Source organism: Bacillus sp. T33-2, from assembly GCF_002860205.1.
In the GTDB taxonomy this organism is placed as follows: domain Bacteria; phylum Bacillota; class Bacilli; order Bacillales; family Cytobacillaceae; genus T33-2.
In genome coordinates, this window is sequence record NZ_PGVB01000008.1 from 118,397 (window position 1) to 143,716 (window position 25,320).

Here is a 25,320-nt window from a genome sequence, read left to right on the forward strand (position 1 = left end):
TTAAAAAAAGCACTCATTCAATCATGAGTGCTCAAAAACTGATGCTGGTCCTCCCGTTGGACAACGACTTTGTTCTTGCCTGAGCCCTTGGCGGTATATAAAGCCTGGTCAGCTCTTTTGAACAAATTTTTCGAGCTGTCATCCTGGCCTTTTATCCATGTGGAAACTCCGCAGGAAATGGTGACACTTGGTTTTGTATATTTTTCCACGTTCCTCACAAGCCGGCTCGCGATTAACACCCCAGTCTCAAGCGGTGCCCCTGGCAGATAGATGGCAAGTTCCTCACCGCCCCATCTTGTGCCAATATCACTGCCCCGAATGCTTCTGATGATCATCCTCGCAAGCTGTACCAGGACTTCATCTCCTACCTGGTGGCCATATGTATCATTCACAGCCTTGAAATTGTCTATATCAATCAGGATAAAAGTCCCCTGGTCATCTTCCATCATGGATAGATGCATCTTTTCATCCAAATAGCTCCGGGAATAAAGCCGCGTTAAATGATCTGTCACGACCAGCTTTTCGAGTTCCTCGCGCAGCATGGAATTCGCAAAAGCAAGTGTTGAATGATGGATCAATGATTGCAGCAGCTTGAAGTTTTCAAAAGAAAAATAATATGGTTCTTCGTGAAGGACGAGCGCGAACCCTTTTAAACTATCACTCTGGATCATTGGCACACACATGATCGACCTGTACAGGCCGGATTTGCCCCTTGCTTGAATATCAAAATCCCCGATAAAAAGCGATTCCATCCCCGTCTGGATTTTGGCACCGATCTCCTCAATATATTGGCTTGCGCCGACAGAAAAGAAAAAACCTGTACTGCCTTTAAGAACCTTAAACTCTCCATGGTCGGCATCCAAAATAATGAATCCGGCTTCACGGGCATTGAATGAGTCGAGGATTTGGCCACACATAAAGTTCACTGTGTCCGTCAGCCGCAGATTGGAATTCAACCGGTGGGAGGTTTGGTTAATCAGCTGCAAGTCTGCTATCAACCTTCTCGATTGCTCGTACAGCTGGGCATTTTCGAGTGCACTGCCCGCCGTGTTAGCAAGCAGTTTTATGAATTCGACCTCACTCGCTGGAAAAACGAGAGCGTCGGGTGCAATTACTTGCAGAACTCCATAAACCCCTTGTTTTCCTTTTAAAGGTGCGTACAATATAGAATTTTTTGCGGCAAGTGAATCTTCAAATTGAATGTGTCCGCTGACATAGGCTTGCATCGCAGTAATATTTTTACTGTTATATTCCAAATCCTTTATCGGCAAATCCCCATGCCCGTGATTGTCCCTTGAAAGCATAAGATAGTATGTAAAGACAGGATAGGCCTCCTGAAGACTGGAAATAATTTCACCGAGCACATCGTCCATATTCATGGTAGAGTGGAACTTCTCAGTTACCCTGTATAGCTGCTTGTACCGTTTTTCTTCAGCAATGATTTTTGTGAGGTTCTTGATTTTAGTCAAAAACATTGAACATTCATAAGCGATATCTTTCAGGAGCCTGTCCGTTAATGAGTGAAATTCCCCCTCACTGCCCTCCGACAGAGCGATGATCCCGAGTATTTCTTCCTTGTGGGCGAGCAACAGTACTAGATCATATTCCTCAAATCCGGGAAACTGGGCAGGGCGTCGATTAGTGAGTCTGTCTTCAGAATACCCGGCGGCACTAAATGCCCGCAATTCAGGATTAAACGCGGGAGCTCCGCTGCGCCTGACGGCAGCTTCCGCCAGGAACCCATTTTTCAATTCTTCATAGCGGTAAAAAATGGTTTGTTCAGCCTTGGTCAGTGAATGCACTTGATCGAGCATGCCTTCAAGCAGTAAGTCATACGACACTGTCTCTTTATTTGTTCCAAGCAAATCTAAAAAAAGGCTCTTTAATTGTAGAATTAAATTTTGTTCAACGAATTCTTCCATCCCTCTATCACCCATTTAGTCCACTTAAATTCCTAAACACTTTTTTGAGTCTTTTGCTCTAAGCAATGACCTAATGCAAGGTAAATTTTGCAAAAATAGACATAACTCCCTTTATTATAGCACAGGAAAAAAGAAATAACGCGTTTTGGTTTATTTGTTTAAAAAAGATTTATACCTGTAAACATCGGTAATGCTGTATCAAATTACTTTTTATAGAATTAAAGCAATTAGGCATAATATTTAATTTGTATTGACTTAGGTACTATAAAAATTATATAATGGTCTTTGTGTAAAATATCGCAGCCTATGTGGGCGGCTTTATGAATTGCATTTTGTTCCTCATGGCGCGCAAGCCGCTTCCCATTGAAGGTGTATCTTGTAACCCGCTGCTGCTAGGGCGAAGGTACATGAAAACAAAATGCGCATAATCGCTGCATTCACAAACTGTTTTTATTTTACCAAATAAAAACAAAGGAGGAGTCTTAAATGGCTCGTTATACCGGCCCAAGCTGGAAATTATCCCGCCGCCTTGGAGTTTCTCTTAGCGGTACAGGTAAAGAATTAGAAAAACGCCCTTACGCTCCAGGTCCACATGGTCCAAACCAGCGTAAAAAACTTTCCGAATACGGAATGCAATTACAGGAGAAGCAAAAGCTTCGCCACATGTACGGAGTGAACGAGCGCCAGTTCCGCAACCTGTTTGACAAAGCAGGCAAATTGGCTGGTAAGCACGGTGAAAACTTCATGGTTCTTCTTGAATCACGTCTAGACAACGTTGTTTACCGTCTTGGTTTGGCCCGCACTCGCCGTCAGGCCCGTCAGCTTGTAAACCACGGCCACATCCTTGTGGACGGTTCACGCGTAGACATCCCATCTTACCGCGTAACACCAGGCCAGACAATCAGCCTTCGCGAGAAGTCCCGCAACCTTGACATCGTAAACGAAGCTATCGAAGTGAACAACTTCGTTCCTGACTTCCTGACTTTCGATGCAGACAAATTGGAAGGTACATTCACTCGCATGCCAGAGCGTTCTGAACTTCCGGCTGAAATTAACGAAGCTCTTATCGTTGAGTTCTACTCACGTTAACCTTTACCAGAAAAAAATCCCTGTACCATTTCGGTGCAGGGATTTTTTTGTACAAATAAGAAAGCTCGCCGATCGGCGAGCCATTAAGGTAAATACAGTGACATCGTTTCAGAGAAGCTTGTGTGTCCGTCAGCATGATGTCGAAGCGGACATTATGCATGTCTGGATGGATTGTAATGTAAAAAACTCTTTGCAGGACAGTTTTTCTCTTCCCCTGGGGGATCTTGTCTTTCATACCCGTTATGAAGCACAGTTTTCCCTGTCCCATACGGGTTTGTGTCTTTCATCGCCCTTATGAAGGTTTCGTTTTGTTCCGCTCATTGTGTCCTTCACACAATATCCTCAAGTAAAGAAAAGCTTTCAGCATCAGTATTTAATCAGGTAATATTTCTTTTTCCCGCGGCGGATGATCGTGAACTGCCCTTCGATGCGGTCGGCAGCGGACAGCGCATAGTTGGTGTCAGTTACACGCTCTCCGTTAACCGAGATTGCACCATTGCCGACATCTTCACGGGCCTGGCGCTTTGACGGCGAGATTTTTGCAGCTACAAGCAGGTCTATTAGGCCAGCCTCTTCGTCAGCCGGAGCATCAAACGACGGTACATCTTTAAAGCCCTGTTTGATTTCGGAAGCCGTTAAATTCTTCACATCTCCATTAAATAGAGCTTGAGAAATTTTTATTGCTTGCTCTAATGACTCTTCGCCATGAATAAGACGGGTCATTTCCTCGGCGAGAGCTTTTTGCGCTTTGCGCAGATGTGGTTCTTCCTGTACGGCTCTTTCCAGTTCCTCTATTTCTTCATGTGATAGGAAAGTGAAGAATTTCAGGTATTTTACCACATCGGCATCAGCTGTGTTGATCCAGAATTGGTAAAACTCGTAAGGAGATGTCTTTTCAGGGTCCAGCCAGACAGCGCCGCTTTCCGTCTTTCCAAATTTGGTTCCATCCGCTTTTGTCACCAATGGAATCGTGACGCCAAATGCCTTCGGGCCTTCGGGCATCATTTTGCGGATCAGTTCGAGGCCGGTTGTGATGTTGCCCCACTGGTCACTTCCGCCAATCTGCATCCTGCAATTGTGCTTGTCGTACAAATGCACAAAATCCATACCCTGAAGGATGGTGTACGTAAATTCGGTAAATGAAATCCCAGTCTCAAGCCGTGACGCGATTGTGTCCTTTGCCAACATGTAATTGATGCCGACATGCTTCCCATAATCGCGGAGGAAGGTAACGATGTCCATTGAACCGGCCCAGTCATAGTTGTTCACCATGAGCGCTCCATTTTCACCTTCAAACTCAAAAATCTGGCGCAGCTGCTTTTGCAGCCCCTGAACGTTACGCTGGACGTCCTCAATCGTTTGGAGCTTCCGTTCTTCACTTTTGCCGCTTGGGTCTCCGATCAGGCCGGTTGCCCCGCCTACCAGGACAATCGGGCGGTGCCCGGCGTTCTGGAAACGGCGCAGAGTCAAATATGGCAGCAAGTGGCCAATGTGCATGCTGTCAGCAGTTGGATCCATTCCACAGTAAAGCGAAATTTTTTCCGTCGAAAGCGTATCTTTAATTCCTTCTTCATCTGTCTGCTGGTAAATAATCCCACGCCATTTGAGATCCTTTAATAAATCCATTTAGCATCCTCCTCTTCTAAAATAAAAAAGCGCCCCTGCAAAAATTGCAGGGACGCTGTATGCGCGGTACCACCCGGCTTGAAAACAATCAGTCTTCCACTCAAAAAATAACGGTTCAACCGTCCACTGCTATCCGTGGGATTCGCAGCGGCGCTCAGGGAGGTAATTCATCCTTCTATTTGTACCGGCTCACAGCATCCGCCGGCTTTCTGGAACAGGGATAGAAGCACTACTGGGTTCCCGTCAAAGCTTTCAATCAATATAAAATTAGATAATGCATTTTTACCATAAAAATCGAGCAATTGTCAAATACCGCACGAAAATCAGAAAAATGTCAATGCCTTCCGTTTTTGCCATGGATGTTTATGCTATAATGTATGTGATTTTAGGGGGACTGATGCGAATGAATAAAGAAAAACAGAATTGGAAAGAAAGATTCAGGGCATTGCAAAACCTATTTACAAATAAACGTACTGTAAAGGGAGCCAGAATCACCTATCAGGTTGTCTGGAATTTAGTACTTATCTTTATGGTCATCGTGCTGCTTGGCGCCGGATTTGCCGGGGGTGCCGGAGCAGGTTATTTTGCATCACTGGTAAAGGATGAACCAATTAGGTCCTATGAAAATATGCAGAAAGATATATATAACTTTGAAGAAACATCGGAATTATATTTCGCCAATGATGTATTCCTGGGAAAACTGCGTACCGATCTTTACCGTGAAGAGGTCAAGCTCGAAGACGTCTCACAATACCTTGTAAACGCGGTCGTTGCTACCGAGGATGAATATTTCTACAAGCATGATGGAGTCGTTCCAAAGGCTATTTTTCGTGCTTTGTTCCAGGAAGTTTCCAACTCGGCGAACCAGTCTGGAGGCAGCACACTGACGCAGCAGCTCATCAAAAACCAGATCTTGACCAATGAAATTTCTTTTGAGCGGAAAGCAAAAGAAATCCTGCTTGCGCTTCGCCTCGAGAAGTTTTTTGATAAAAAAGAAATTCTTGAAGCCTACTTGAACGTTGCCACTTTCGGCCGAAATTCCGGCGGCAGCAATATTGCGGGGGTACAGGCAGCTGCCAAAGGAATCTTTGGTGTTGAGGCAAAGGACCTCAACCTCCCGCAGGCCGCCTTCATCGCCGGCCTGCCGCAGAGCCCATTTGGGTACACCCCGTTCACTAAAGACGGCACCCAAAAGGAAGGAGAGTTCCTGCAGCCTGGGCTTGAAAGAATGAAAACAGTGCTAAACAGGATGTACACAGGCGGATTTATCACTGCAAAAGAGTATAATGAGGCACTCGCCTATGATATCAGGAAAGATTTCACGTCATACTCAGATGAAAATTCCGTTGAGGAATATCCATATTTGACTTTTGAAATTGAAAAACGGGCCACGGATATTTTTTCGAAAATTCTTGCCGAAAAAGATGGATATGAATTAAAGGACCTTGAAAATGACGATGCATTGCGGGAAGAGTACCTTGCGCTTGCCGACCGCAACCTGCGCCAGAATGGATATAAGATTTATTCCACGGTCAACAAAGACATTTATAACCGGATGCAGCAGGTGGCCGCTTCCTACCCGTACTATGGGAACGCCAAACCACAGCAAATCAAAGATCCTGAAACAGGAGAAATCAAAACCGTCATGGAGCCCGTAGAGGTCGGGGCAATTTTGATTGAGAACAAAACTGGCAAAATCATCAGCTTTGTCGGCGGACGTGATTTCAAGCGGGAACAAGTGAACCATGCGACCGATGCAAAACGACCGAACGGTTCTACAATGAAGCCGATCCTTGTATATGCCCCGGCAATTGAGATGGGCAAATTGGCACCTGGTTCCGTTTTGCCGGACGTGCCGGTTTACCTTAACGCTCAAAAACCTGGAGTGCCATGGCCGTTGAACTATGATAGAAAATACAGCGGTTTAACTTCAGTCCGTCATGCCCTGGCGAAATCCTATAACGTGCCTGCTGTTTTGGCATATAAAAACATCTTGAATCAGCGCCCAGCCCAATATCTTGAAAAAATGGGGTTCACCTCTTTAATCAAGAAGGACTTTGAGAATCTGGCCGCTGCTATCGGGTCGATAGAGAATGGCGTAACCGTTGAAGAAAACGTCAATGCGTTCGGAACCTTCGCGAACAACGGGAAGTTCATTGACGCCTATATGATTGACAAAATTGTTGATAAACACGGTAATATTGTCTATCAGCATAAAAGTACTCCTGTCGATGTATTCAGCCCGCAAACAGCTTATTTGACACTCGACATGATGCGGGATGTCATCAATAGCGGGACTGCAACCAGCATGAATAAGCGGCTCAAATTCAATTCAGATTGGGCCGGAAAAACCGGGACAGGACACAACTTTTATGATGCATGGTTTGTCGCAACCAACCCTAATGTGTCGTTTGGAACCTGGATCGGTTATGATACTCCGAAAGGATTGGAAAAAGATTACAAAAAATTAAATTATTCAGTCCGAAATATTTATCTCTGGGCAGACCTTTTGAATGCCGCCTACGATGTTGCACCGCAGCTCGTTGACCCTGAGGAACGCTTCAACATGCCTGGCGGGATTGTTAGCCGTTCATATTGCACTGTTTCAGGATTGCTTCCTTCACAAGCGTGTTCCAGTGCAGGATTGGTTAAATCGGATTTATTTAACGCGAAATTTGTGCCGACAAAAGTAGATGACAGTCTTGTCGCAAGCAAATTTGTTCACGTGGGAGACAAGAGGTACCTGGCACTTGATTCAACTCCTGCAGAATTTGCTGACACTGGGGTAATTTTGAACCCGGCATATATGGAAAGCATCATCGGGCATAAAATCCGCAATCCGTACCAGCTGATACCGAAAAGGGAAGCATGGTCCAATATTGTTGTGGCAAATGATAAGCTGAATGACAATGGACGGGCGCCATCAGCTTTAGGAATCACTTTGTCGGGAACCACAATTACATGGGGCGCACACCCTGACAATGACATCGTCGGTTACAGGGTGTACAATGGCGGCCACAAAGTCGCGAGCATAAAGGCTGGCGGAGCTTTATCATACAATGCCGGAAGCGGATCATTTTATGTAAAAGCAGTCGATATCGCAGGAAACGAATCGCCGCCATCCAACACTGTCCAGGTCGGCCAGGCGTCGCCTCCAAATCCGGCTGCACCTCCAGCTGAAGCAGGCCAGCCGCCGGGAGTACCACCGGTGGCACCTCCGCCTCCAGATAACACTGGCGGAACAGGGCAATAATAAGTAAAAAAGGAACCGTATCGTGATAAATCGATGCGGTTCCTTTTTCGTTGCTGAACTGTTTCGCTTAATTATTGGTGGCTTACGCGAAATTATAGGTTTTTTCGCGAGAATGTACACAGTTTTCGCAAGATTATCATTTTTTTCGCGAGATTGCCGACTACTTTTGCTAAATTTCTTTCTGACCGGCTCTTCCCGCCAGCCATCATATTTTAAAGCCGGCCTCTTAATCTTCCATCGTGGACAAATCGCCTGTAGGAAGGTCAAGTTCCCAGGCTTTTAAGACGCGGCGCATGATTTTACCGCTCCTTGTTTTAGGCAGCTTGTCACGGAATTCAATCTCACGGGGTGCAGCATGGGCCGCAAAACCTTTTTTCACAAATTGGCGGATTTCTTCTTTTAATTCATCAGACTGATCGTAGCCATCACGAAGGGCTACAAACGCTTTAATAATCTCTCCACGGACAGGATCAGGTTTTCCGATCACCCCTGCTTCGGCGATAGCCGGATGTTCCAGCAGCTTGCTTTCCACTTCGAAAGGCCCGACCCGTTCCCCTGAAGTCATGATCACATCATCAACTCTGCCTTGGAACCAGAAATAGCCTTCTTCATCCATATAGGCGGAGTCCCCTGAGACATACCAGTTACCCGGCATAAAATATGATTCATATTTTTGCTGGTTATTCCAGATGGTATGCATCATCGATGGCCAGCCCTTTTTTATCGCAAGGTTGCCCATCCTGTACGGTGGCAGCTCATTTCCCTGATCATCCACAATTGCGGCTTTGACTCCCGGAATGGGTTTGCCCATTGAGCCGGGCTTGATTTCCATGCAAGGATAGTTACAAATAAGCTGTGCTCCGGTTTCTGTCATCCACCATGTGTCATGGATGCGAAGGTGGAATACTTTCATTCCCCATTTGACTACTTCAGGATTTAGGGGTTCGCCTACACTTAAAATATGGCGGAGGCTGCTTAAATCAAATTTTTTCACCACTTCATCGCCTGCACTCATTAACATCCGGAACGATGTCGGTGCACTATACCATACAGTGACACCATATAATTCAATCATTTTATACCATGTTTCGGGATTAAACCGCCCCCCCATAACAACATTCGAAGTACCGGTGAGCCATGGCCCGAAAATTCCATAAGATGTGCCCGTTACCCAGCCAGGGTCAGCGGTACACCAATAAACGTCCTCTTCTTTTAAATCAAGGACCCATTTGGCGGTCTGGTAGTGCTGGACCATCGCATTGTGGACATGGAGAACACCCTTGGGTTTCCCTGTTGAGCCCGAAGTATAATGAAGAATCAGTCCATCCGTCCTCTCAACCCATTCGATCTGCAGTTTGTTTGAAGCTTCCGCCATCCTCTTATTAAAATCGATATACGGACCGTTTTCTTCGATATCACCGCCAACGAGGAAAATATGCTTTAACTCGGGCAAATCCCCGACTGGGACCCGATTGAGCAATTCCGGCGTCGTAACCAGCACCTTTGCCCCACTGTCTTCAAGCCGGTCCCGGACTGCGCCTTCCATGAATGCCTCAAAGAGGGGGCCTACGATTGCACCAAGCTTTAGCGCACCAAGCAATGCAAAGTACAGTTCCGGGGAGCGGGGCATAAAAATAAACACGCGGTCTCCCTTTTCCACATCCCCGAATGTCTTCAGCACATTTCCTGCCTGGTTGGAAAGCTCCTTCATTTCTTTAAAAGTGTACTTTTCCTTCCGGATCCCGTCTTGATAATATAAAGCAATTTTATTGTTTCGGAAGCCTTCGGCGTGCCTGTCAATGGCTTCATAGGCCATATTGACCCTGCCGGTTTCATACCAGGAAAATTGTTTTTCGGCCTCTTTCCAGTCAAACTGATCGTACATTTCACGATAATCTTTCAAATTATGATTCCCGTTTATTACTGGCAGCGCTTCCACATTCATTTATCCAATCCCCCTTGATACTATGTAATGACATCATTATAGTACAAATACTATTTTTTCTCAATTTTAAAAATTCTGTTCATAAGCTCACAAACAGGAGCGGCAATATTTTAGGAATAATACTGAAAATTGTGTGAAAGCGCTTTTATCTGTTAGATTTTATGTATAATAGAATTGACAATTGTTCGGGTGGTGACCAGATGGAACATAGAAAAACCTATAATGCAAAAGAGCTTAAAACACCTCACGGCAGCTTGATTATTGAAGGGCCCATTACTCCGGAAAAGCTGGCTGGATACGAGTTCCATGAGGATCTCGTTGCTTTTCGTCCCGCAGCACAGCAGCATAAAGCTTTAGTCGAAATTGCCGGGTTGCCGGAGGGAAGGATCATCATTGCAAGGCACCGGCACATGATCGTCGGGTATGTGACCTATCTTTACCCGGATCCGCTGGAAAGATGGTCCGAAGGTAATATGGAAGATTTGATAGAGCTCGGGGCCATTGAAGTCATTCCCAAATTCAGGGGTAGCTCTGTCGGAAAAAACCTTCTTGTTGTCTCCATGATGGACGATGCCATGGAGGATTATACCATTATCACGACAGAATATTACTGGCACTGGGACCTGAAAGGCACCGGCCTGAACGTATGGGAATACCGCAAAGTCATGGAAAAAATGATGAACGCAGGTGGGCTCACCTGGTATGCTACTGATGATCCGGAAATCAGTTCCCATCCAGCCAATTGTTTGATGGCCAGGATTGGAAAAAGAATCGGCCCCGAATCCATACAGAAATTTGACCAGCTCAGGTTCATGAACCGTTTCATGTATTAACTGGCGATTTGTATTGCAGGTGCAAATAATCTATTAATCTTAATTTCCGCCATTGTAGGGGGGCAGGAGCATGATTATAGAAGAAATAATGAAGACGGAAGTAACAGTCCTTTTCAAGGAGGATTCCATTGCGGATGCTATTCGGTTGATGGCTGAAAAAAAGATCCGCCATATACCGATTGTCGATTTGGACCAGAAGCTGATTGGACTGGTTTCCGACCGGGACATCAAGGATGCGGCACCATCAATTTTCCGGATAGATGAACATAGAGAAGATCTGCTGAAGCCCTTGGAAACGATTATGAAAACAAATATTCTCACCGGACACCCGCTAGATTTTGTAGAGGAAGTGGCTGCTGTTTTTTATGAACACCATATAAGCTGCCTGCCGGTTGTAAAGGAAAAAAAATTAGTCGGAATCGTTACAGAGACAGATCTTCTCCATACCCTGGTCGAATTGACAGGAGCCCATCAGCCGGGATCGCAAATTGAAGTCAAGGTCCCACATAAAACTGGCATTCTTACTGACATTACTGCTGTCATCAGCCGCAGGAAAGGGAATATCCTGAGCATTCTTGTTTATCCGGATAAAACGGATGAAAATGCTAAAATCATAGTTGTCAGGGTCCAGACAATGAACCCGACGGGAATCATAGAAGAATTAAAGAAAGCCGGACATCAGGTCCTCTGGCCAAACCTTCCGGGGGTTTCTTCATGAGCTGCCGCTCAAGTCTTATCTATTCAGAAGACTTGCTCAGCTACAAATTCAGCAGCCACCATCCTTTCAACCAATATCGTTTGAAGCTTACAATGGACCTGTTAAGAAAAATGAATGCGGTTCAGGATGACCAGGTAATTCCTCCACGGATGTCAACCGAAGAGGAGCTGTGTTTAATACATGACCCGAATTTTGTGAATGCTGTCAAGATGGCCGGCCAGGGAAAGCTCCGGGAAGAAACAGCAGAAGGGTACGGCCTTGGGACTGAAGATACACCAATTTTCCCTAATATGCATGAAGCCAGCTCCCTGCTTGTCGGCGGCACTTTAACGGCTGTGGACCAGGTGATGACAGGAAAAGTGGATCATGCATTTCACCTTGGAGGCGGGCTTCATCATGGTTTCAGGGGAAAAGCGTCAGGATTTTGCATTTATAATGACAGCTCTGTCGCGATTAAATACATTCAGGAAAAATTTCATGCAAGAGTGCTCTATGTTGACACAGATGCCCACCATGGCGATGGGGTGCAATGGTCCTTTTATGATGACCCTTCTGTCTGTACGCTATCAATCCATGAAACTGGACGCTATCTGTTCCCGGGGACAGGCAATGTAAATGAGCGGGGGCAGGGAAAGGGCTATGGATATTCCTTCAATATCCCGGTCGATGCCTTTACAGAGGATGAATCGTGGCTTGATGCCTACACCACCGCCCTGATAGAAGTTGCTGACTTCTTTAAGCCGGATGTGATCCTGACGCAAAACGGGGCTGATGCCCATTATCTCGACCCGCTCACCCATCTGTCGTCGACCATGAGAATTTACCGGGAAATCCCGAGGCTCGCCCACAAGATTGCGCACCAGTACTGCAATGGCAAATGGATTGCGGTCGGCGGAGGCGGATATGATATTTGGAGAGTGGTTCCCCGTGCATGGGCACTGATATGGCTTGAGATGACAGAAAACTCAAACTGTTACGGCAGTTTGCCTTCTGAGTGGGTGGCCCAATGGCAGCCAAAAGCACCTGTCGAGCTTCCCCTCGTCTGGGATGATCCTGAGGATCTATATCCACCCATACCAAGAAAACCGGAAATCACCGAAAAAAATGCCCAGACGCTTGAAAAAGCCCTGTTCCCAATCCGGAACAATAAAAAATCAGAAACGGTATAAATAAGCAGAGGCTCACCCATGATCCGGGTAGCCTCTTTTGATTAATGTTGTACTTAATCCTGTTTTACCAGAGCTGAATCTGTTGAAAGAGTCTCCATGTCAGCGTCTTTCATTTCAAAGGCCAGGCCATCGATTCTGTTTCTGACGGCCGGCTTCCCTGAAAAGTTTTCTATCAGCTCCTTCACGTCAATTCCCGACGAAGCTTTAAGCGATTCTTGAATGGTCGCCATTAAATCCGTTGCATAGCCTGTAACTTTATTGGCACCGCCAGAGCCACCTGTATCGACAACGGTTATTTTATCAATATTCCCAAGCGGACTCGCCACTTGTTTTGCATATTCCGGCAGCATCTTCAGGATCATGTCAAGGATCGCAGCCTGGCCAAACTGCTCGAACGCTTCGGCAACCTTTTGTTTTGCATCCGCTTCCGCAATCCCCTTTAAGCGGATGATTTCTGCTGCCGTTTCCCCCTGCGCCCGCTCGGCCTCCGCCTTTGCTATTCCGTCTATACGGACTCTTTCTGCCTCGGCGCGCGCCATAGCTTCAATCCTGTACTTATTGGCATCGGCATCTGCCATTTGCTTCGCTTTCTCAGCGGCTGCCGACTGTTCGACCGCATACCGGTCTGCATCAGCTTTTTTCTTCACTTCAGAATCATACTGGCGCTCACGGCGCAGGATTTCTTTTTCTTCGAGCTCAATTTGCTTTTGGCGCTCGATGATTTTCACCTGCATTTCCTGCTCTGTTACCTCCTGCTGCGCGCGCGCCGTCTCAAGGTCGTATGCCTGGTCGGCCCGGGCTTTGGCAATGTCCTGTTCCCGGCGGTATTCTGCTATTTTCAATAGATTTGTTTTTTCGGCTTCAGCGATTTCTGTAGCCCGTTCAAGCTCTGCTTTTTTCGCATCCTTTGCTGCTTCAGCCTTCTTAATTCTCGTTTCCTTCTCGGCCTCGGCCGTAGCAATGTCCGCATCACGTTTTACCTGGGCAATCCTTGGCTTGCCGAGCGAATCGAGATAGCCATTCTTGTCCCTGACATCCTTGATTGTGAACGATACAATGATCAGGCCCATTTTGGCGAGATCCTGAGAGGCTACCCGCTGTACTTCCTGCGAAAATTTATCCCTGTTTTTGTAGATCTCCTCAACCGTCATGGATCCCAGTATCGAACGAAGATGTCCTTCCAGCACTTCCCTCGCTTCATTTTCCCGGTCCTGCTTTGACTTGCCGAGGAATTGTTCTGCAGCGGTGGCAATCTCACCTATTGAACTGCCTATTTTAATGATGGCCGTTCCGTCTGCCATCACGGGCACACCTTGCTCGGTATAAACCTCCGGAGTTGTCACTTCAAGCTTGCTGGATAGCAAACTTAATGGACGGGATTGCTGAAATACAGGAAAAATGAACGTTCCACCGCCCCGGATAATCTTAATTCTGTTCCCGGATTCATCCACATGGACATTCTTGCTCCCTAGGAAACTTCCCGTCACGATCAGTGCCTCATCCGGGCCGGCTGTTTTATATTTTGTGATAAACACGGCAATAAGGGCGAGAACAATAAAAACAGCAATTCCGATGACGATCGACATTGGTCCCATTACATTTCCTCCCTAAAAGTATTTTTGAAACTCATTATATTTTTTCACTTGCACTACACCTTTGACTGAATCTATGACCAGCACCTTTTCACCATAAGCGATTTCCGTCTGGTCAAAGCTTGCCGCTGTCCTGGCAATCCGTCCGCTGATGCTTTCGATTAAAATTTCACCAAAGCCATCCTCGGGGATTGGGGTGATCACAGTCCCAATCCGGCCCTTAAGGTCACTTTCATGGTAAACAAGGGATTCTTCTGTGTTTCTTAGCGGGATTAATACAAAAACATTTAACAGGGTGACGAGGATGAGTGCCAATGAAGCGGACAGCACTCCGGCCAAAATCCCGTGTACAGGACTGTAAACCTCAAACAGGAAGCCGCCGGCAGAAAAGAATGTGAGAAAAGAAAACAATAATGTGGGGTGTAAAAACTGGATGCTTTCAAATACTCCTTCAAGCAAATCACCAAACAACAAATATAGCACCGTAAAAGCACCTGATCCGATCAAGCCATAAAGATAAACCGTTTCAATCGGGACACCGAATACCTCCATAACCATCTATCCCTTCATCGCACTGGTTGATGGTGACTCAACAAGTTCCATCCCCTTTCAAATATGTATTCCATTACCAGTCTATACGGATATATTTCAATAAAGTTTCAAAACTTCCAATTATTTAAAACTTTCTTTCGGCCAAATAAAACCCGGCATTATGATCAATGCCGGGTTTCCGCTTACAAAGAAATTATTTCGTGGACTGGCGCTGCTCGATCCTGTGCGGAAGCACAACGATATGCTCGTCCACTTTTTCTTTGTTCATATATTTGGTCAACAGGCGCATAGCAACCGCGCCAATATCGTACAATGGCTGCACTATGGTCGTCAGCTGCGGGCGGACCATCAGGGTAAGCCGCGTATTGTCCGAGCTGATCACTTCAAAATCGTCCGGGATTTTATAGCCGCGATCCTCGGCGCCATGGACGACACCAAGAGCCATTTCATCGGAACCGACAAGGATGGCCGTTGGTTTAGGGTCGTTTTCGAGCAGTTTTTCAACCGCTTCTATACCGGAATCGTATGTGTAGTCGCCTTCAAATACAAGATCCTCATTATACTCATACCCGGCTTGTTCAAGCGCCCTCTTGTATCCTGACAGCTTCTTTTCCCTATTGATAGGTTCATGATAAGGCCCGACGACAAAAGCGATATTTTTATGGCCCTTCTCGACAAATGTCTGAACCGCATCAAACGTTGCCTGCTCATAATCGATGTGCACAGATGAGATGGTTTCTGATTCTTCAACCGACCCGGCCAGCACAATGGGAACAGGTGATTTTTTAAATTCTTCCACAAGCTTTGGAGTAATGTTTCCGCCCATGAATACGATTCCATCCACCTGCTTGCCTAACATTGTATTTAACAGATGAAGTTCTTTTTCTTCGTTTTGGTCGGAATTGCTCAGGATGATATTGTACTTATACATCGTCGCAATGTCTTCAATCCCACGTGCCAATTCCGCAAAAAATGGGCTGGCAATGTCAGGGATGATTACACCTACTGTTGTTGTTTTTTTGCTGGCAAGTCCCCGCGCCACTGCATTGGGACGGTAGCCAAGGCGGTCAATGACTTCCATTACTTTTTTGCGTGTTGCCGGTTTAACATTGGGATTTCCGTTCACTACGCGGGAAACGGTTGCCATCGAAACATTTGCTTCTCTTGCAACATCGTATATTGTTATGTTCATTATGCACACTCCTTCATTGACGGGCACAATCTAAATTTTCCTATTAGTTTATAGCAATATGTGCCAGAATAATCATTTTTCTGTAGTTTGTGATTTTATATACAAGTACAATTATGAATTAATCATACGATAACATGTTGAATACCGCAATCTGAAGCCACCGAATTATTATAAAAATTGTCATAAAAAAACGCATTATATTAATACAACAATAAAACTGCCTTCCCGGAACCCAGGAAGGCAGTGTATTCGTCTAAAAACTAAATCCTGACAAATGATGAGGATTTTAATTCATTAATGAATTCATCAAATTGCTTCAGGTCCATTTGCTGGGCGTTGTCAGAGAGTGCGACTGCAGGATCCGGATGCACTTCTGCCATGACCCCGTCTGCCCCGATCGCCAATGCCGCTTTTGCAGTCGGAAGAAGCAAATCCCGCCTTCCGGTTGAGTGGGTGACATCCACCATGACTGGAAGGTGCGTTTCCTTTTTCAGGATTGGCACTGCTGAAATATCAAGAGTATTCCGCGTTGCCCGTTCGTACGTCCGGATTCCTCTTTCACAAAGAATGATTTGGCCGTTCCCTTGCGCCATGATATATTCAGCGGCATTGATGAACTCTTCAATTGTGGCCGCCAGACCTCTTTTTAGCAGGACCGGCTTGTTCGCTGAACCGGCAGCTTTTAATAATTCGAAGTTTTGCATGTTCCTGGCGCCAATTTGAATGACATCGATGTAATTTACAGCTGTCTCTATGTCGGCAGGATTAACGATTTCACTGATGACTGCCATATCGAATTCATCGGCGACCCTTTTCAGGATTTTCAGGCCCTCAATCCCAAGCCCCTGGAAATCATAAGGAGATGTACGCGGTTTATAGGCACCGCCGCGAAGAAGATTAAAGCCTTTTGCCTTTACAGCCTGAGCAACAGTAGCTACCTGCTCATAGGACTCAACTGCACACGGGCCAAAAACAAAGTCAGGTATGCCATCACCGACCTTTACTCCCTTTACGTCAACAACGGTATCTTCAGACTTCTTTTTCCTTGAAACGAGCAAGGCTTTGCGATGATCGTCTTCCTGAAGCTCCAGTCCGGCTTTAAATATTTCCTTAAAAATATGTTCGACCGTGGAATTTTGGAAAGGCCCGTTATTATGTTCTTTAATTAAATCGAGCATATGGCGTTCACGCACAGGATCATACCGGTAGACCCCCTGTGTTTCTTTAGCTTTGCCGATTTCCTGGACGAGCAATGCCCTTTCATTTATCAACGAAAGCAGCTGAAGATTTAATTCATCAACACGATCACGAAGCTGGTCAAGTTCTCTGTTACTCATTTTTCCCCGTCCCTTCATTTAATTGATTGGCCCGAAAAAGAATTGTTTATGAACAAAAGGTTGATGCTGACATCACGAATACTTTTTTCCCTCTGCCCATTTCTAATCTTCTTTATAGGCCAGCCATTCTATGATACATTTTTTATAATAAGGGTTATTATATATGAAATATGATCGCCTGTCACGAATTTTCTTTATTAATTAAACGCTTTTAAGTATTAAAGTATTTTAACATTTTTCAATGATGTATTTATCATTCTATGATGCTATTTAAAAGAAGGTGCACGCTTTGCAGGTAAATAAAAAACTATTTGCCCTTGATATAGGGACCCGTTCAGTGGTCGGGATCATTCTTGAAGAAAAAGACGGACAATATCATGTCGTTGATGTCCTTTCTTCAGAGCATAAAGAACGGTCAATGCTGGATGGCCAAATCCATGATGTCCTGTCTGTATCCAAAATCATTTTGGAAATAAAAGAGCAGCTTGAAATAGTCCACGGCCCGCTCAAAAAAGTATGTGTTGCGGCTGCAGGACGGGCATTAAAGACTGAACGGGCGAAAGCGGCTGTGGAAATTGACGGGAAACCGCTGCTGACAAAACAAGATATCCTCCATCTGGAGCTTAGTGCGGTACAGCAGGCCCAGGCGGCTGTGGCCGAAAAGCATGAAATTGAACAGAGCCATTTTTATTATTGTGTAGGCTATTCCGTACTTTATTACCACTTGGATAATGACGAGATTGGAAGTTTGATTGACCAGCAGGGAAAAGAAGCTTCGGTCGAAATTATTGCGACGTTTCTCCCGAAGGTGGTTGTCGAATCCCTGATTGCTGCACTTGGGCGGGCCGGCCTTGAAATGGAAGCATTGACTCTCGAACCAATCGCTGCCATCAATGTCCTGATTCCTCCCTCAATGAGGAGGCTGAACGTCGCCCTTGTCGATGTAGGAGCGGGAACATCGGATATTGCCCTCACAGATACGGGAACAGTGGTGGCTTATGGGATGGTCCCGGTTGCCGGGGATGAAATCACCGAAGCGATCAGCGATGAGTTCCTGCTTGATTTCCCGCTCGCGGAAAAAGCAAAGCGGGACCTCTATGCAAACGAGTCAATTAAGATTACCGATATCCTTGGCTTTGAAACTGAGCTGTCCAAAGATCATGTTATAAAAAAAATATCACCATCGATTGACCGTCTTGCTGAATCGATAACAGACGAAATCTTGAGCCTTAATAACAATAAGCCTCCTAAAGCAGTCATGCTTGTAGGCGGAGGAAGCCTGACTCCCGAGCTTCCCAAAAGAATCGCCATGAAGCTTAACCTGCCGGAAAACCGGGTGGCCATCCGGGGAATTGATGCCATCTCATCACTTACTATGGCCGACCATATTCAAAAGGGGCCCGAGCTCGTAACCCCGATCGGAATCGCGATTGCCGCCAAAAAGTCACCTGTCCAGTATAGGACCGTTTATGTAAATGGACAGCCCGTAAGGCTCTTTGAGGTCAAAAAGCTTAGTGTGGGGGATTGTTTGCTCGCGGCAGGCATAAAAATGAACAAACTGTACGGCAGGCCGGGACTTGCGATGATTGTATCTATCAATGGAACGGACATAACCATTCCAGGCAAGCACGGGGAACCGCCCGTAATATTACGAAATGGCGGCCAGTGTTCATTTGATGATGAAATTTCACATGAGGACCAGTTGGTTGTCGAAAAAGGTGTTGACGGAAAGAGGGCCAAATTAAAGATAGCCGACTTAATCGATGAGGTCCCTAAAAAATTGGTTCATTTTAATGGGAAGCCCTATGAGGTCACGGCCAAATTGACATGTAACGGCCTCCCTGCATCTCCTGATAAATGGGTTGAAGACAGGGACAAAATAGAGTTCACCGTGCCTAGGTCGATTGAAGAGTTGATCAGGTCGCTTGATTTCCTCGAATTCATGAAAGAACTCAGGCCATTCCGGCTGAAATTGAACGACAGGGAAACTGTCATCCCAAAATTCTCCGGAAAAATATACCGGAATGGACTGGAGGCCAGGCTTAATGCCGCCTTTGACCACCTCGATGACATCAGGGTTGAAAACCGGCCTTTGCCTACCATTAAAAAAGTGGCCGAATCACTGAACATTCCGATGCATACCAAGATTCCAGTATTTTTTAACGGAAAAGAAATCATGCTTGAAAAGACTGCTGCACAAATATTCCGTGGGGAAAAGCCATTATCAGATGGTGACCTGCTGAGCAATGGGGATGAAATTACAGTGAAACAGAAACCGGTCGATCCTTTTATCTTCCAAGACCTGTTCAACCACGTAAAAATTGAGATTCCCAAGGACGCCGCAGGCCAATTCTTCCTTCTGAAAAATGATGAAAACGCGACTTTCTATGACAAACTGTCCCCCGGCGACCACCTCAAGATTGTCTGGAAGCTTCCACAGCAAACAGGTGAAATTCAAAGGGGGTAAGTTACGGCAGCAATCATGCCGAAATAGAGCAAATTCCACCTATACAGGAAAGACCCGTACCACTCATTGTGGGTACGGGTCTTTTGAACAATGTTCGATTACACAGAATTAGTTGCCGGACTCGGCAGCCTGTTTCAGCGACTTGCCGGTAATTTTCCAATGGGATGCATGCCAGGCAGGCTTGGAATCCTTAAATAGGATAGCCTGTGGTGATTCATGCGTGATTTCATATTTTTCCGCAATATGGTTCGACAGCCGGCGGGATTCCTGGACTGTTAAATAAAATGTTGGCAGTTCACTGCCGTTGGAAAACTTCACATACTCATCATAGGCCGCCTGGCTGATCGGACAGGTTGTGCTATGTTTTAAAATAAAGAACGTTCCAGCGGTTTCTATTTGATTGTCGAATTCTTCAACTGACTTCATTTGTTTCATATTTGCACCTCTTGCACTTAATTCTTCCTGCTATTTTCAGACTCCCGTCAAAACCAATTTACCAGATTTCTGCCAATGATATCGAGCGGGAACTTATAAAACAACGGTGAAGCTATCTTACCACTTCACCGTCCATAAAACAATTTTACTGATTGATCTTGCTTTCCGTTTCATCAAATGCTTTTTGCGTTTCTTCCAGCTTCCTCTGAATTTCTTCACCAGTAGCTGTATGTGTTTGTTCCATGCTGCTCGTTTCCGCCATTGAAGTAGGAACCTCCTGCAGGTTTCCTGCCGGGCCGGAACTTGCCTCCTGCTCAGCGCCATTCTGCTGGTCTTGCTGGCTCCGCGGTCCTTTTACCTTGTTAAGGAGGTCCGCAGATTGCTGTGTTACCGTCTTGGTAATGGTGTTCGCCCTATCCTTCGCAGCAGTGGCGAGGTCATTCCCCCTTGTCATTGCCGCGTCACGCAGTTTTTCTGTTTTTGACAGCAGGGCGTTAGTTTGCTCGTTTAAATTGCTGCGCAGCTCTTTTCCTGATTTTGGAGCCAGAAGAAGGGCAGCAAGGGCTCCTGCAATCCCGCCAATAATGGCTCCTGCCACGAAATCATTTGATTTGGAATTTCCCTTGGTGACATCATTCAAGTTATAAAGATCCCGGTTAGCCATTGATTAGCCTCCTTTTCAAATTAATATTTAGCTCTTTCCCTTTGTCTCGCGATAATCTGTTCCCCTTCGAACTCAGGGCTTATCTGTGCTGTTTTTTTTGTCTTCCATTTTTCCTTAAGCTCCAGGAAGACGTTGCTCCATTGTACCACCTGGGTGATCTTGTCCTTATTTTTGTCAATCTGCCTGTCAACCAGGTTCTGGACATTGTTGATTGTCTGGTTGAATCTATGGACTGAATTACCGACATCCTTGACCGCATTGACCACACCATTCAGGCTTTCAGACTTCTTCTGAATATCATCTGCCAATGTATTGGTTTTATGTAGCAGCATGGTTGTCTCACGGGTGACACCGTCCAACTGCTGTTCCAACCCAGCCAGCGTGTGGGAGACACTGTCAAGTGTAGTCTGCAATGATTTCAGTGTTTTTGCCAGATACATAACAAGAATGAAAAAAGCGACCGCGATGACTGCAACGCTTAAGTACAAGATAATTTCCATTGATTACACCTCCATGAACTTAACATAATTTTACCCTGACAATAAGGACATAAACCTTCCTAGTAAGTATTTCAATATATGGATGAGTTATTCCCTCCTCTAGATGATACCGAATAATAGTAAACAAAATCCATTAAATTCGTTACAATGTTAATATGTTTTTTATTATCTATACTGGAGGGACTCATTATGAAAGATCCACGTATCAAAACACTCGCAAAAAACCTGATTAACTATTCTATCGGGCTTCAAAAAGGGGAAAAGGTATTGATTGAAAATTTCGGGCTGCAGCGTGAGCTCGTAAATGCTCTTGTGAAAGAAGCGTATGCAGTGGGTGGGTATCCATTCGTCCTGTTAAAGGATAACCAGGTCGACCGTACGCTGTTATTGGGCGCCCAGGAAGAGCAGTTCAACATGATGGCTGATTTTGAAGCAAATGTAATGAGCAAAATGGATGCATACATAGGCTTGCGCAGTGGCAATAACATCAATGAGCATTCTGATGTCCCGGAGGATAAAATGAAAATCCAGGGCAATACGATCGGAAAGAAGGTTCACCGTGAAATCCGTATTCCGAAAACAAGGTGGGTCGTGCTTCGATACCCGAATGCATCAATGGCACAGCTTGCCAAAATGAGCACAGAGGCTTTCGAGGATTTTTATTTTGATGTGTGCAACCTGGATTATGGAAAAATGGACAAAGCAATGGAGAGCCTGGTTGAGTTGATGAATAAAACAGACAAGGTAAGATTGACCGGACCCGGGACAGACTTAAGTTTCTCCATTAAGGACATCCCGGCAATCAAATGTTCAGGGCAATTGAATATTCCTGACGGGGAAGTTTATACTGCACCTGTAAAGGAATCCGTAAATGGGGTTATTTCGTTCAACACTCCTTCACCTTACCATGGGTTTACATTTGAAAATGTGAAACTGACATTCAGGGACGGGAAGATCGTTGAAGCAGAAGCAAACGACACCGACCGCATCAACAAGATATTTGATACAGATGAAGGCGCACGGTATATCGGTGAATTTGCGATCGGTGTCAACCCTTATATCCTTCATCCGATGCAGGATATCCTCTTTGATGAAAAAATCGACGGAAGCTTCCATTTCACGCCGGGACAGTGTTATGACGAAGCATATAATGGCAACCATTCCAACATCCATTGGGACATGGTCAACATCCAACGCCCCGATTACGGCGGAGGCGAAATCTATTTCGATGATGTACTGATCCGCAAAGACGGCCGTTTTGTCATTCCCAAACTGCAAGACCTGAATCCGGAGAACCTTAAATAAATGCCAGGCCCATTAAAGAAAACTGACCGATTGGCGAGCCTTAAGGCGAAGACAGAGTTCCTATAGTGCTAAAAAGGACGCGAACCGAATTCGCGTCCTTTCTTTACAGCTGTAGCTGCTTTTCGTATGCATCCTGGAATTTCTGGATATCGCCGGCCCCCATGAAAATGATCACTCCGTTATCATGCTTTCTCAAAGCTGATGTATCATCTTCACTGATGATGGCCGCTCCGTCTATTTTTTCCTGGAGGTCCTTGATGCTGAGCTTTCCCTGATGTTCACGGGCTGACCCAAAGATTTCGCATAAATACACTTTATCAGCGTTGTTCAGGCTGTCTGCGAATTCATTAAGGAATGTCTGTGTCCTTGTAAAAGTATGCGGCTGGAACACAGCAACAATTTCCCGATCAGGATATTTTTGGTTCGCCGCTTCAATTGTCGCCCTGATTTCAGTCGGGTGGTGGGCATAGTCATCAATGATGATTTGCCCTCCGATCTGCTTTTCCGAAAACCTTCTTTTTACTCCCTCAAAGGTCTTCAACTGGTCGGCAATGATATCCGAGTCGATGCCTTCATAATGGCACAGGGCAATGACTGCGAGTGAATTCAACACATTATGGTTGCCGAACGTTGGAATTGAAAATGTGTCGTAATACGTATTCCTTACAAAAACATCGAAGGTCGTCCCATTTGTCGACTTGATAACGTTCCGGGCCTGAAAGTCATTTTCATCACCAAAGCCATAAAAGACCACCGGAACCTTCGCCTGGATTTTTTGCAGCTGCTCATCATCACCGCACGCAAAAATTCCTTTGTTAACCTGCCAGGACATTTCCTGAAACGCTGAGAAAACATCCTCAACATTCGCGAAATAGTCAGGGTGGTCAAAGTCGATATTGGTCATGATCGCATAGTCGGGAAAATACGATAAAAAGTGTCTGCGGTATTCGCATGCTTCAAACACGAAATACTCCGCTTCCCTGTCGCCCCGGCCCGTCCCATCACCAATCAGGAACGAAGTCGGCTTCGCGCCCTTCATGACATGCGCAAGCAGGCCTGTCGTCGAAGTTTTGCCGTGAGCCCCAGTGACAGCAACACTCGTGAATTTTTCCATGAAATCGCCTAAAAAGCGATGGTAGCGTACAATTGGAAGGCCAAGCCTCATGGCCTCCTGAATTTCCTCATGTGTATCTGGATAAGCATTGCCGGCAATGACGAACATGCCCGGCTGTATATTGTCCTTATTAAACGGAAGGATCTTTATCCCCGAGCTTTCAAGGGCCAGCTGCGTAAAAAACCGCTTCTCGACATCGGAGCCTTGAACCTGAAAATCCATGTCGTGGAGAACTTGAGCGAGTGCGCTCATACCAGACCCCTTTATACCTACAAAATGGTAAATAGTCATATAAAGAACCTCCAACCAACGTCTGTATGTAACACAGTATATGACAGATGTGCTGTTTTGCTAATCAATCACTTTACCGCTTTAAACAACGTCTGAAAATATTGCTTCATTTTCATATTTAAACATTATAACATATCAACTTTCAAGTATAAAAACTACAGCTTTAAATCACGTGATCATGGGAACAACACATGGACTGAATGTTCACTCCACTTTTTCCAGCCGTGGATTCGGCCGAAATTTCCGTCCGGCTTTAGCCTGGTGTTCTCCGTCCAAAAGGACATTGTCACCCGTGAAACCAATGTTGATCTTCAGCAGGCTCCCCCCGACTCCATACATATCGACCGGCACATTGTGCTTTTCAAAATCGAGTATGCGGTTTTCATTGAAGCCGCCGCTTACTACGATTTTCACATGGCTGAACCCCTCTGCATCAAGAGCGTTTCTTAATGCAAAAATCAACTCGGCATTGACGCCCCGCGGATCAAATGTACCAAGCAAATGCTGATTTCTCAAGAAATACTGGTCAATCAGGGTGCGGGAAGTATCAACGCGTACCCCCTTGAGCAAATCACCAAATTCTCTGGCAACTTTAAGGGAGTCCGTTATCGCATCATTATTGTAGTCCACGAGAGCGACCAGGTCATCATCCGGGAATGTGTCATGATACGCCTTTGTGGCCGCCACGATATCCCCGTCAAACAGCTGGATCAGCGCATGCGGCATCGTGCCCATCCCCTGCTTGCCCCACCATTCGTTCATTGCGTGTGTTGCCTGCGCGGTGGCACCGCCAATGTAGGCGGCATATCCATCACCAGCCTGGGTGATAAAGTGGTCGTCCCTGTCCCCCATAAAAATTACAGGCTTTTGGGTTCCAGAATAACTGGCTGCTTTGACAACATTATAAACATTTGTTGCCACCGATGTCCTTCTTGCCAGAATACCATCAATGATACCCTCCAGATATCCAAAGTTCTGGTAAGGGCCCGTGATCGTCAGGACTGTTTCAAACGGATCGATTTTGTCACCATCCTTCAAGGAATGGATCTCAAGCTCATCAGGATTGTCAGCAAATGTCTTGATCAGGGCAATGACCTCATCAGTTCCGCAAAGGACTGCTTCATCCTTTTGAAAAAATTGCATTGTAACTGTATTGTGCTCGCGATACTTTTTCACAATATCTTTCGTTTTTAAAAAATAAACTGCAGAGAACCAGCCGTCCCTGACCCGTTCGTCAAATTTGAAAGTATTGTTGGTCAGCCTGCTAAGCTTTCCCTGCATTTTCAACTCAATTTCCTTCATTCCAAAAGCTCCTC

Annotated in this window: 19 protein-coding genes and 1 other annotated feature; of the genes, 7 read left to right on the forward strand and 12 right to left on the reverse strand. The window is 45.6% G+C overall.

Going from position 1 to position 25,320, the window contains the following annotated elements:
• Positions 1-17: 17 nt before the first annotated feature.
• Entirely contained in the window at positions 18-1,922 is a 1,905-nt protein-coding gene (locus tag CVD19_RS06060; RefSeq protein WP_257985045.1) for a sensor domain-containing diguanylate cyclase, read from the reverse strand.
• 486 nt (positions 1,923-2,408) lie between these two features.
• Between CVD19_RS06060 and rpsD the strand changes: the two genes are divergently transcribed.
• Positions 2,409-3,011 (forward strand): 30S ribosomal protein S4, encoded by a 603-nt coding sequence (rpsD, locus tag CVD19_RS06070; RefSeq protein WP_101580965.1) that lies wholly within the window; start codon positions 2,409-2,411, stop codon positions 3,009-3,011.
• A 366-nt stretch (positions 3,012-3,377) separates the two neighbouring features.
• On the opposite strand, the gene tyrS is transcribed toward rpsD, so the two are convergent.
• Positions 3,378-4,637, reverse strand: coding sequence for a tyrosine--tRNA ligase (tyrS, locus tag CVD19_RS06075; RefSeq protein ID WP_101580966.1), 1,260 nt, complete (start codon positions 4,635-4,637; stop codon positions 3,378-3,380).
• 45 nt (positions 4,638-4,682) lie between these two features.
• Positions 4,683-4,893: a binding site (T-box leader), on the reverse strand.
• 147 nt (positions 4,894-5,040) lie between these two features.
• Here tyrS and CVD19_RS06080 point away from each other — a divergent pair.
• Positions 5,041-7,890, forward strand: a complete 2,850-nt coding sequence (locus CVD19_RS06080) for a transglycosylase domain-containing protein (protein WP_257985046.1) — start codon at positions 5,041-5,043, stop codon at positions 7,888-7,890.
• A gap of 226 nt (positions 7,891-8,116) precedes the next feature.
• Here the strand turns inward: CVD19_RS06080 and acsA are convergent, their stop codons facing one another.
• Positions 8,117-9,835: an acetate--CoA ligase gene (acsA, locus tag CVD19_RS06085; RefSeq protein WP_101580967.1), complete on the reverse strand. Its 1,719-nt coding sequence runs from the start codon at positions 9,833-9,835 to the stop codon at positions 8,117-8,119.
• A gap of 200 nt (positions 9,836-10,035) precedes the next feature.
• Between acsA and CVD19_RS06090 the strand changes: the two genes are divergently transcribed.
• The 3 genes from CVD19_RS06090 (at position 10,036) to CVD19_RS06100 (ending at position 12,555) form a co-directional block, all read left to right on the forward strand.
• Complete coding sequence (locus tag CVD19_RS06090) at positions 10,036-10,668, forward strand: N-acetyltransferase (RefSeq protein ID WP_101580968.1); 633 nt, start codon at positions 10,036-10,038, stop codon at positions 10,666-10,668.
• 70 nt (positions 10,669-10,738) lie between these two features.
• The gene (locus tag CVD19_RS06095; protein ID WP_101580969.1) at positions 10,739-11,386 is read left to right on the forward strand and encodes an acetoin utilization AcuB family protein; all 648 of its coding nucleotides are present in this window, start codon (positions 10,739-10,741) and stop codon (positions 11,384-11,386) included.
• Positions 11,383-12,555: an acetoin utilization protein AcuC gene (locus tag CVD19_RS06100; protein WP_101580970.1), complete on the forward strand. Its 1,173-nt coding sequence runs from the start codon at positions 11,383-11,385 to the stop codon at positions 12,553-12,555. The genes CVD19_RS06095 and CVD19_RS06100 overlap by 4 nt, the downstream gene beginning before the upstream one ends.
• Before the next feature lie 53 nt (positions 12,556-12,608).
• Here CVD19_RS06100 and CVD19_RS06105 read toward each other — a convergent pair whose 3' ends face one another.
• The 4 genes from CVD19_RS06105 to CVD19_RS06120 all read right to left on the reverse strand — a co-directional run bounded on the left by CVD19_RS06105 (position 12,609) and on the right by CVD19_RS06120 (position 17,228).
• Entirely contained in the window at positions 12,609-14,150 is a 1,542-nt protein-coding gene (locus tag CVD19_RS06105) for a flotillin family protein (protein WP_101580971.1), read from the reverse strand.
• 12 nt (positions 14,151-14,162) lie between these two features.
• Positions 14,163-14,699 (reverse strand): NfeD family protein, encoded by a 537-nt coding sequence (locus CVD19_RS06110; RefSeq protein WP_101581079.1) that lies wholly within the window; start codon positions 14,697-14,699, stop codon positions 14,163-14,165.
• A 193-nt stretch (positions 14,700-14,892) separates the two neighbouring features.
• Positions 14,893-15,894, reverse strand: a complete 1,002-nt coding sequence (gene ccpA, locus CVD19_RS06115; RefSeq protein ID WP_180953546.1) for a catabolite control protein A — start codon at positions 15,892-15,894, stop codon at positions 14,893-14,895.
• A gap of 257 nt (positions 15,895-16,151) precedes the next feature.
• Positions 16,152-17,228, reverse strand: coding sequence for a bifunctional 3-deoxy-7-phosphoheptulonate synthase/chorismate mutase (locus tag CVD19_RS06120; protein WP_101580973.1), 1,077 nt, complete (start codon positions 17,226-17,228; stop codon positions 16,152-16,154).
• Between the two features lie 289 nt (positions 17,229-17,517).
• On the opposite strand from CVD19_RS06120, the gene CVD19_RS06125 reads away from it, so the two are divergent.
• Positions 17,518-19,695 carry a cell division protein FtsA gene (locus CVD19_RS06125; RefSeq protein ID WP_101580974.1) on the forward strand — a complete coding sequence of 726 codons (2,178 nt, stop codon included), beginning with the start codon at positions 17,518-17,520 and terminating at the stop codon, positions 19,693-19,695.
• Between the two features lie 108 nt (positions 19,696-19,803).
• Here CVD19_RS06125 and ytxJ read toward each other — a convergent pair whose 3' ends face one another.
• The 3 genes from ytxJ to CVD19_RS06140 form a co-directional block, all read right to left on the reverse strand.
• The gene (gene ytxJ / locus CVD19_RS06130; RefSeq protein WP_101580975.1) at positions 19,804-20,130 is read right to left on the reverse strand and encodes a bacillithiol system redox-active protein YtxJ; all 327 of its coding nucleotides are present in this window, start codon (positions 20,128-20,130) and stop codon (positions 19,804-19,806) included.
• A gap of 145 nt (positions 20,131-20,275) precedes the next feature.
• Positions 20,276-20,794 carry a YtxH domain-containing protein gene (locus tag CVD19_RS06135; RefSeq protein WP_101580976.1) on the reverse strand — a complete coding sequence of 173 codons (519 nt, stop codon included), beginning with the start codon at positions 20,792-20,794 and terminating at the stop codon, positions 20,276-20,278.
• 20 nt (positions 20,795-20,814) lie between these two features.
• Complete coding sequence (locus tag CVD19_RS06140) at positions 20,815-21,294, reverse strand: DUF948 domain-containing protein (RefSeq protein WP_101580977.1); 480 nt, start codon at positions 21,292-21,294, stop codon at positions 20,815-20,817.
• A gap of 189 nt (positions 21,295-21,483) precedes the next feature.
• Here CVD19_RS06140 and CVD19_RS06145 point away from each other — a divergent pair, with 189 nt between their 5' ends.
• Positions 21,484-22,599 carry an aminopeptidase gene (locus tag CVD19_RS06145; RefSeq protein WP_101580978.1) on the forward strand — a complete coding sequence of 372 codons (1,116 nt, stop codon included), beginning with the start codon at positions 21,484-21,486 and terminating at the stop codon, positions 22,597-22,599.
• 103 nt (positions 22,600-22,702) lie between these two features.
• On the opposite strand, the gene murC is transcribed toward CVD19_RS06145, so the two are convergent.
• Entirely contained in the window at positions 22,703-24,004 is a 1,302-nt protein-coding gene (murC, locus tag CVD19_RS06150) for a UDP-N-acetylmuramate--L-alanine ligase (RefSeq protein ID WP_101580979.1), read from the reverse strand.
• Between the two features lie 204 nt (positions 24,005-24,208).
• Entirely contained in the window at positions 24,209-25,306 is a 1,098-nt protein-coding gene (locus tag CVD19_RS06155) for a nicotinate phosphoribosyltransferase (RefSeq protein ID WP_101580980.1), read from the reverse strand.
• Positions 25,307-25,320 lie beyond the last annotated feature (14 nt).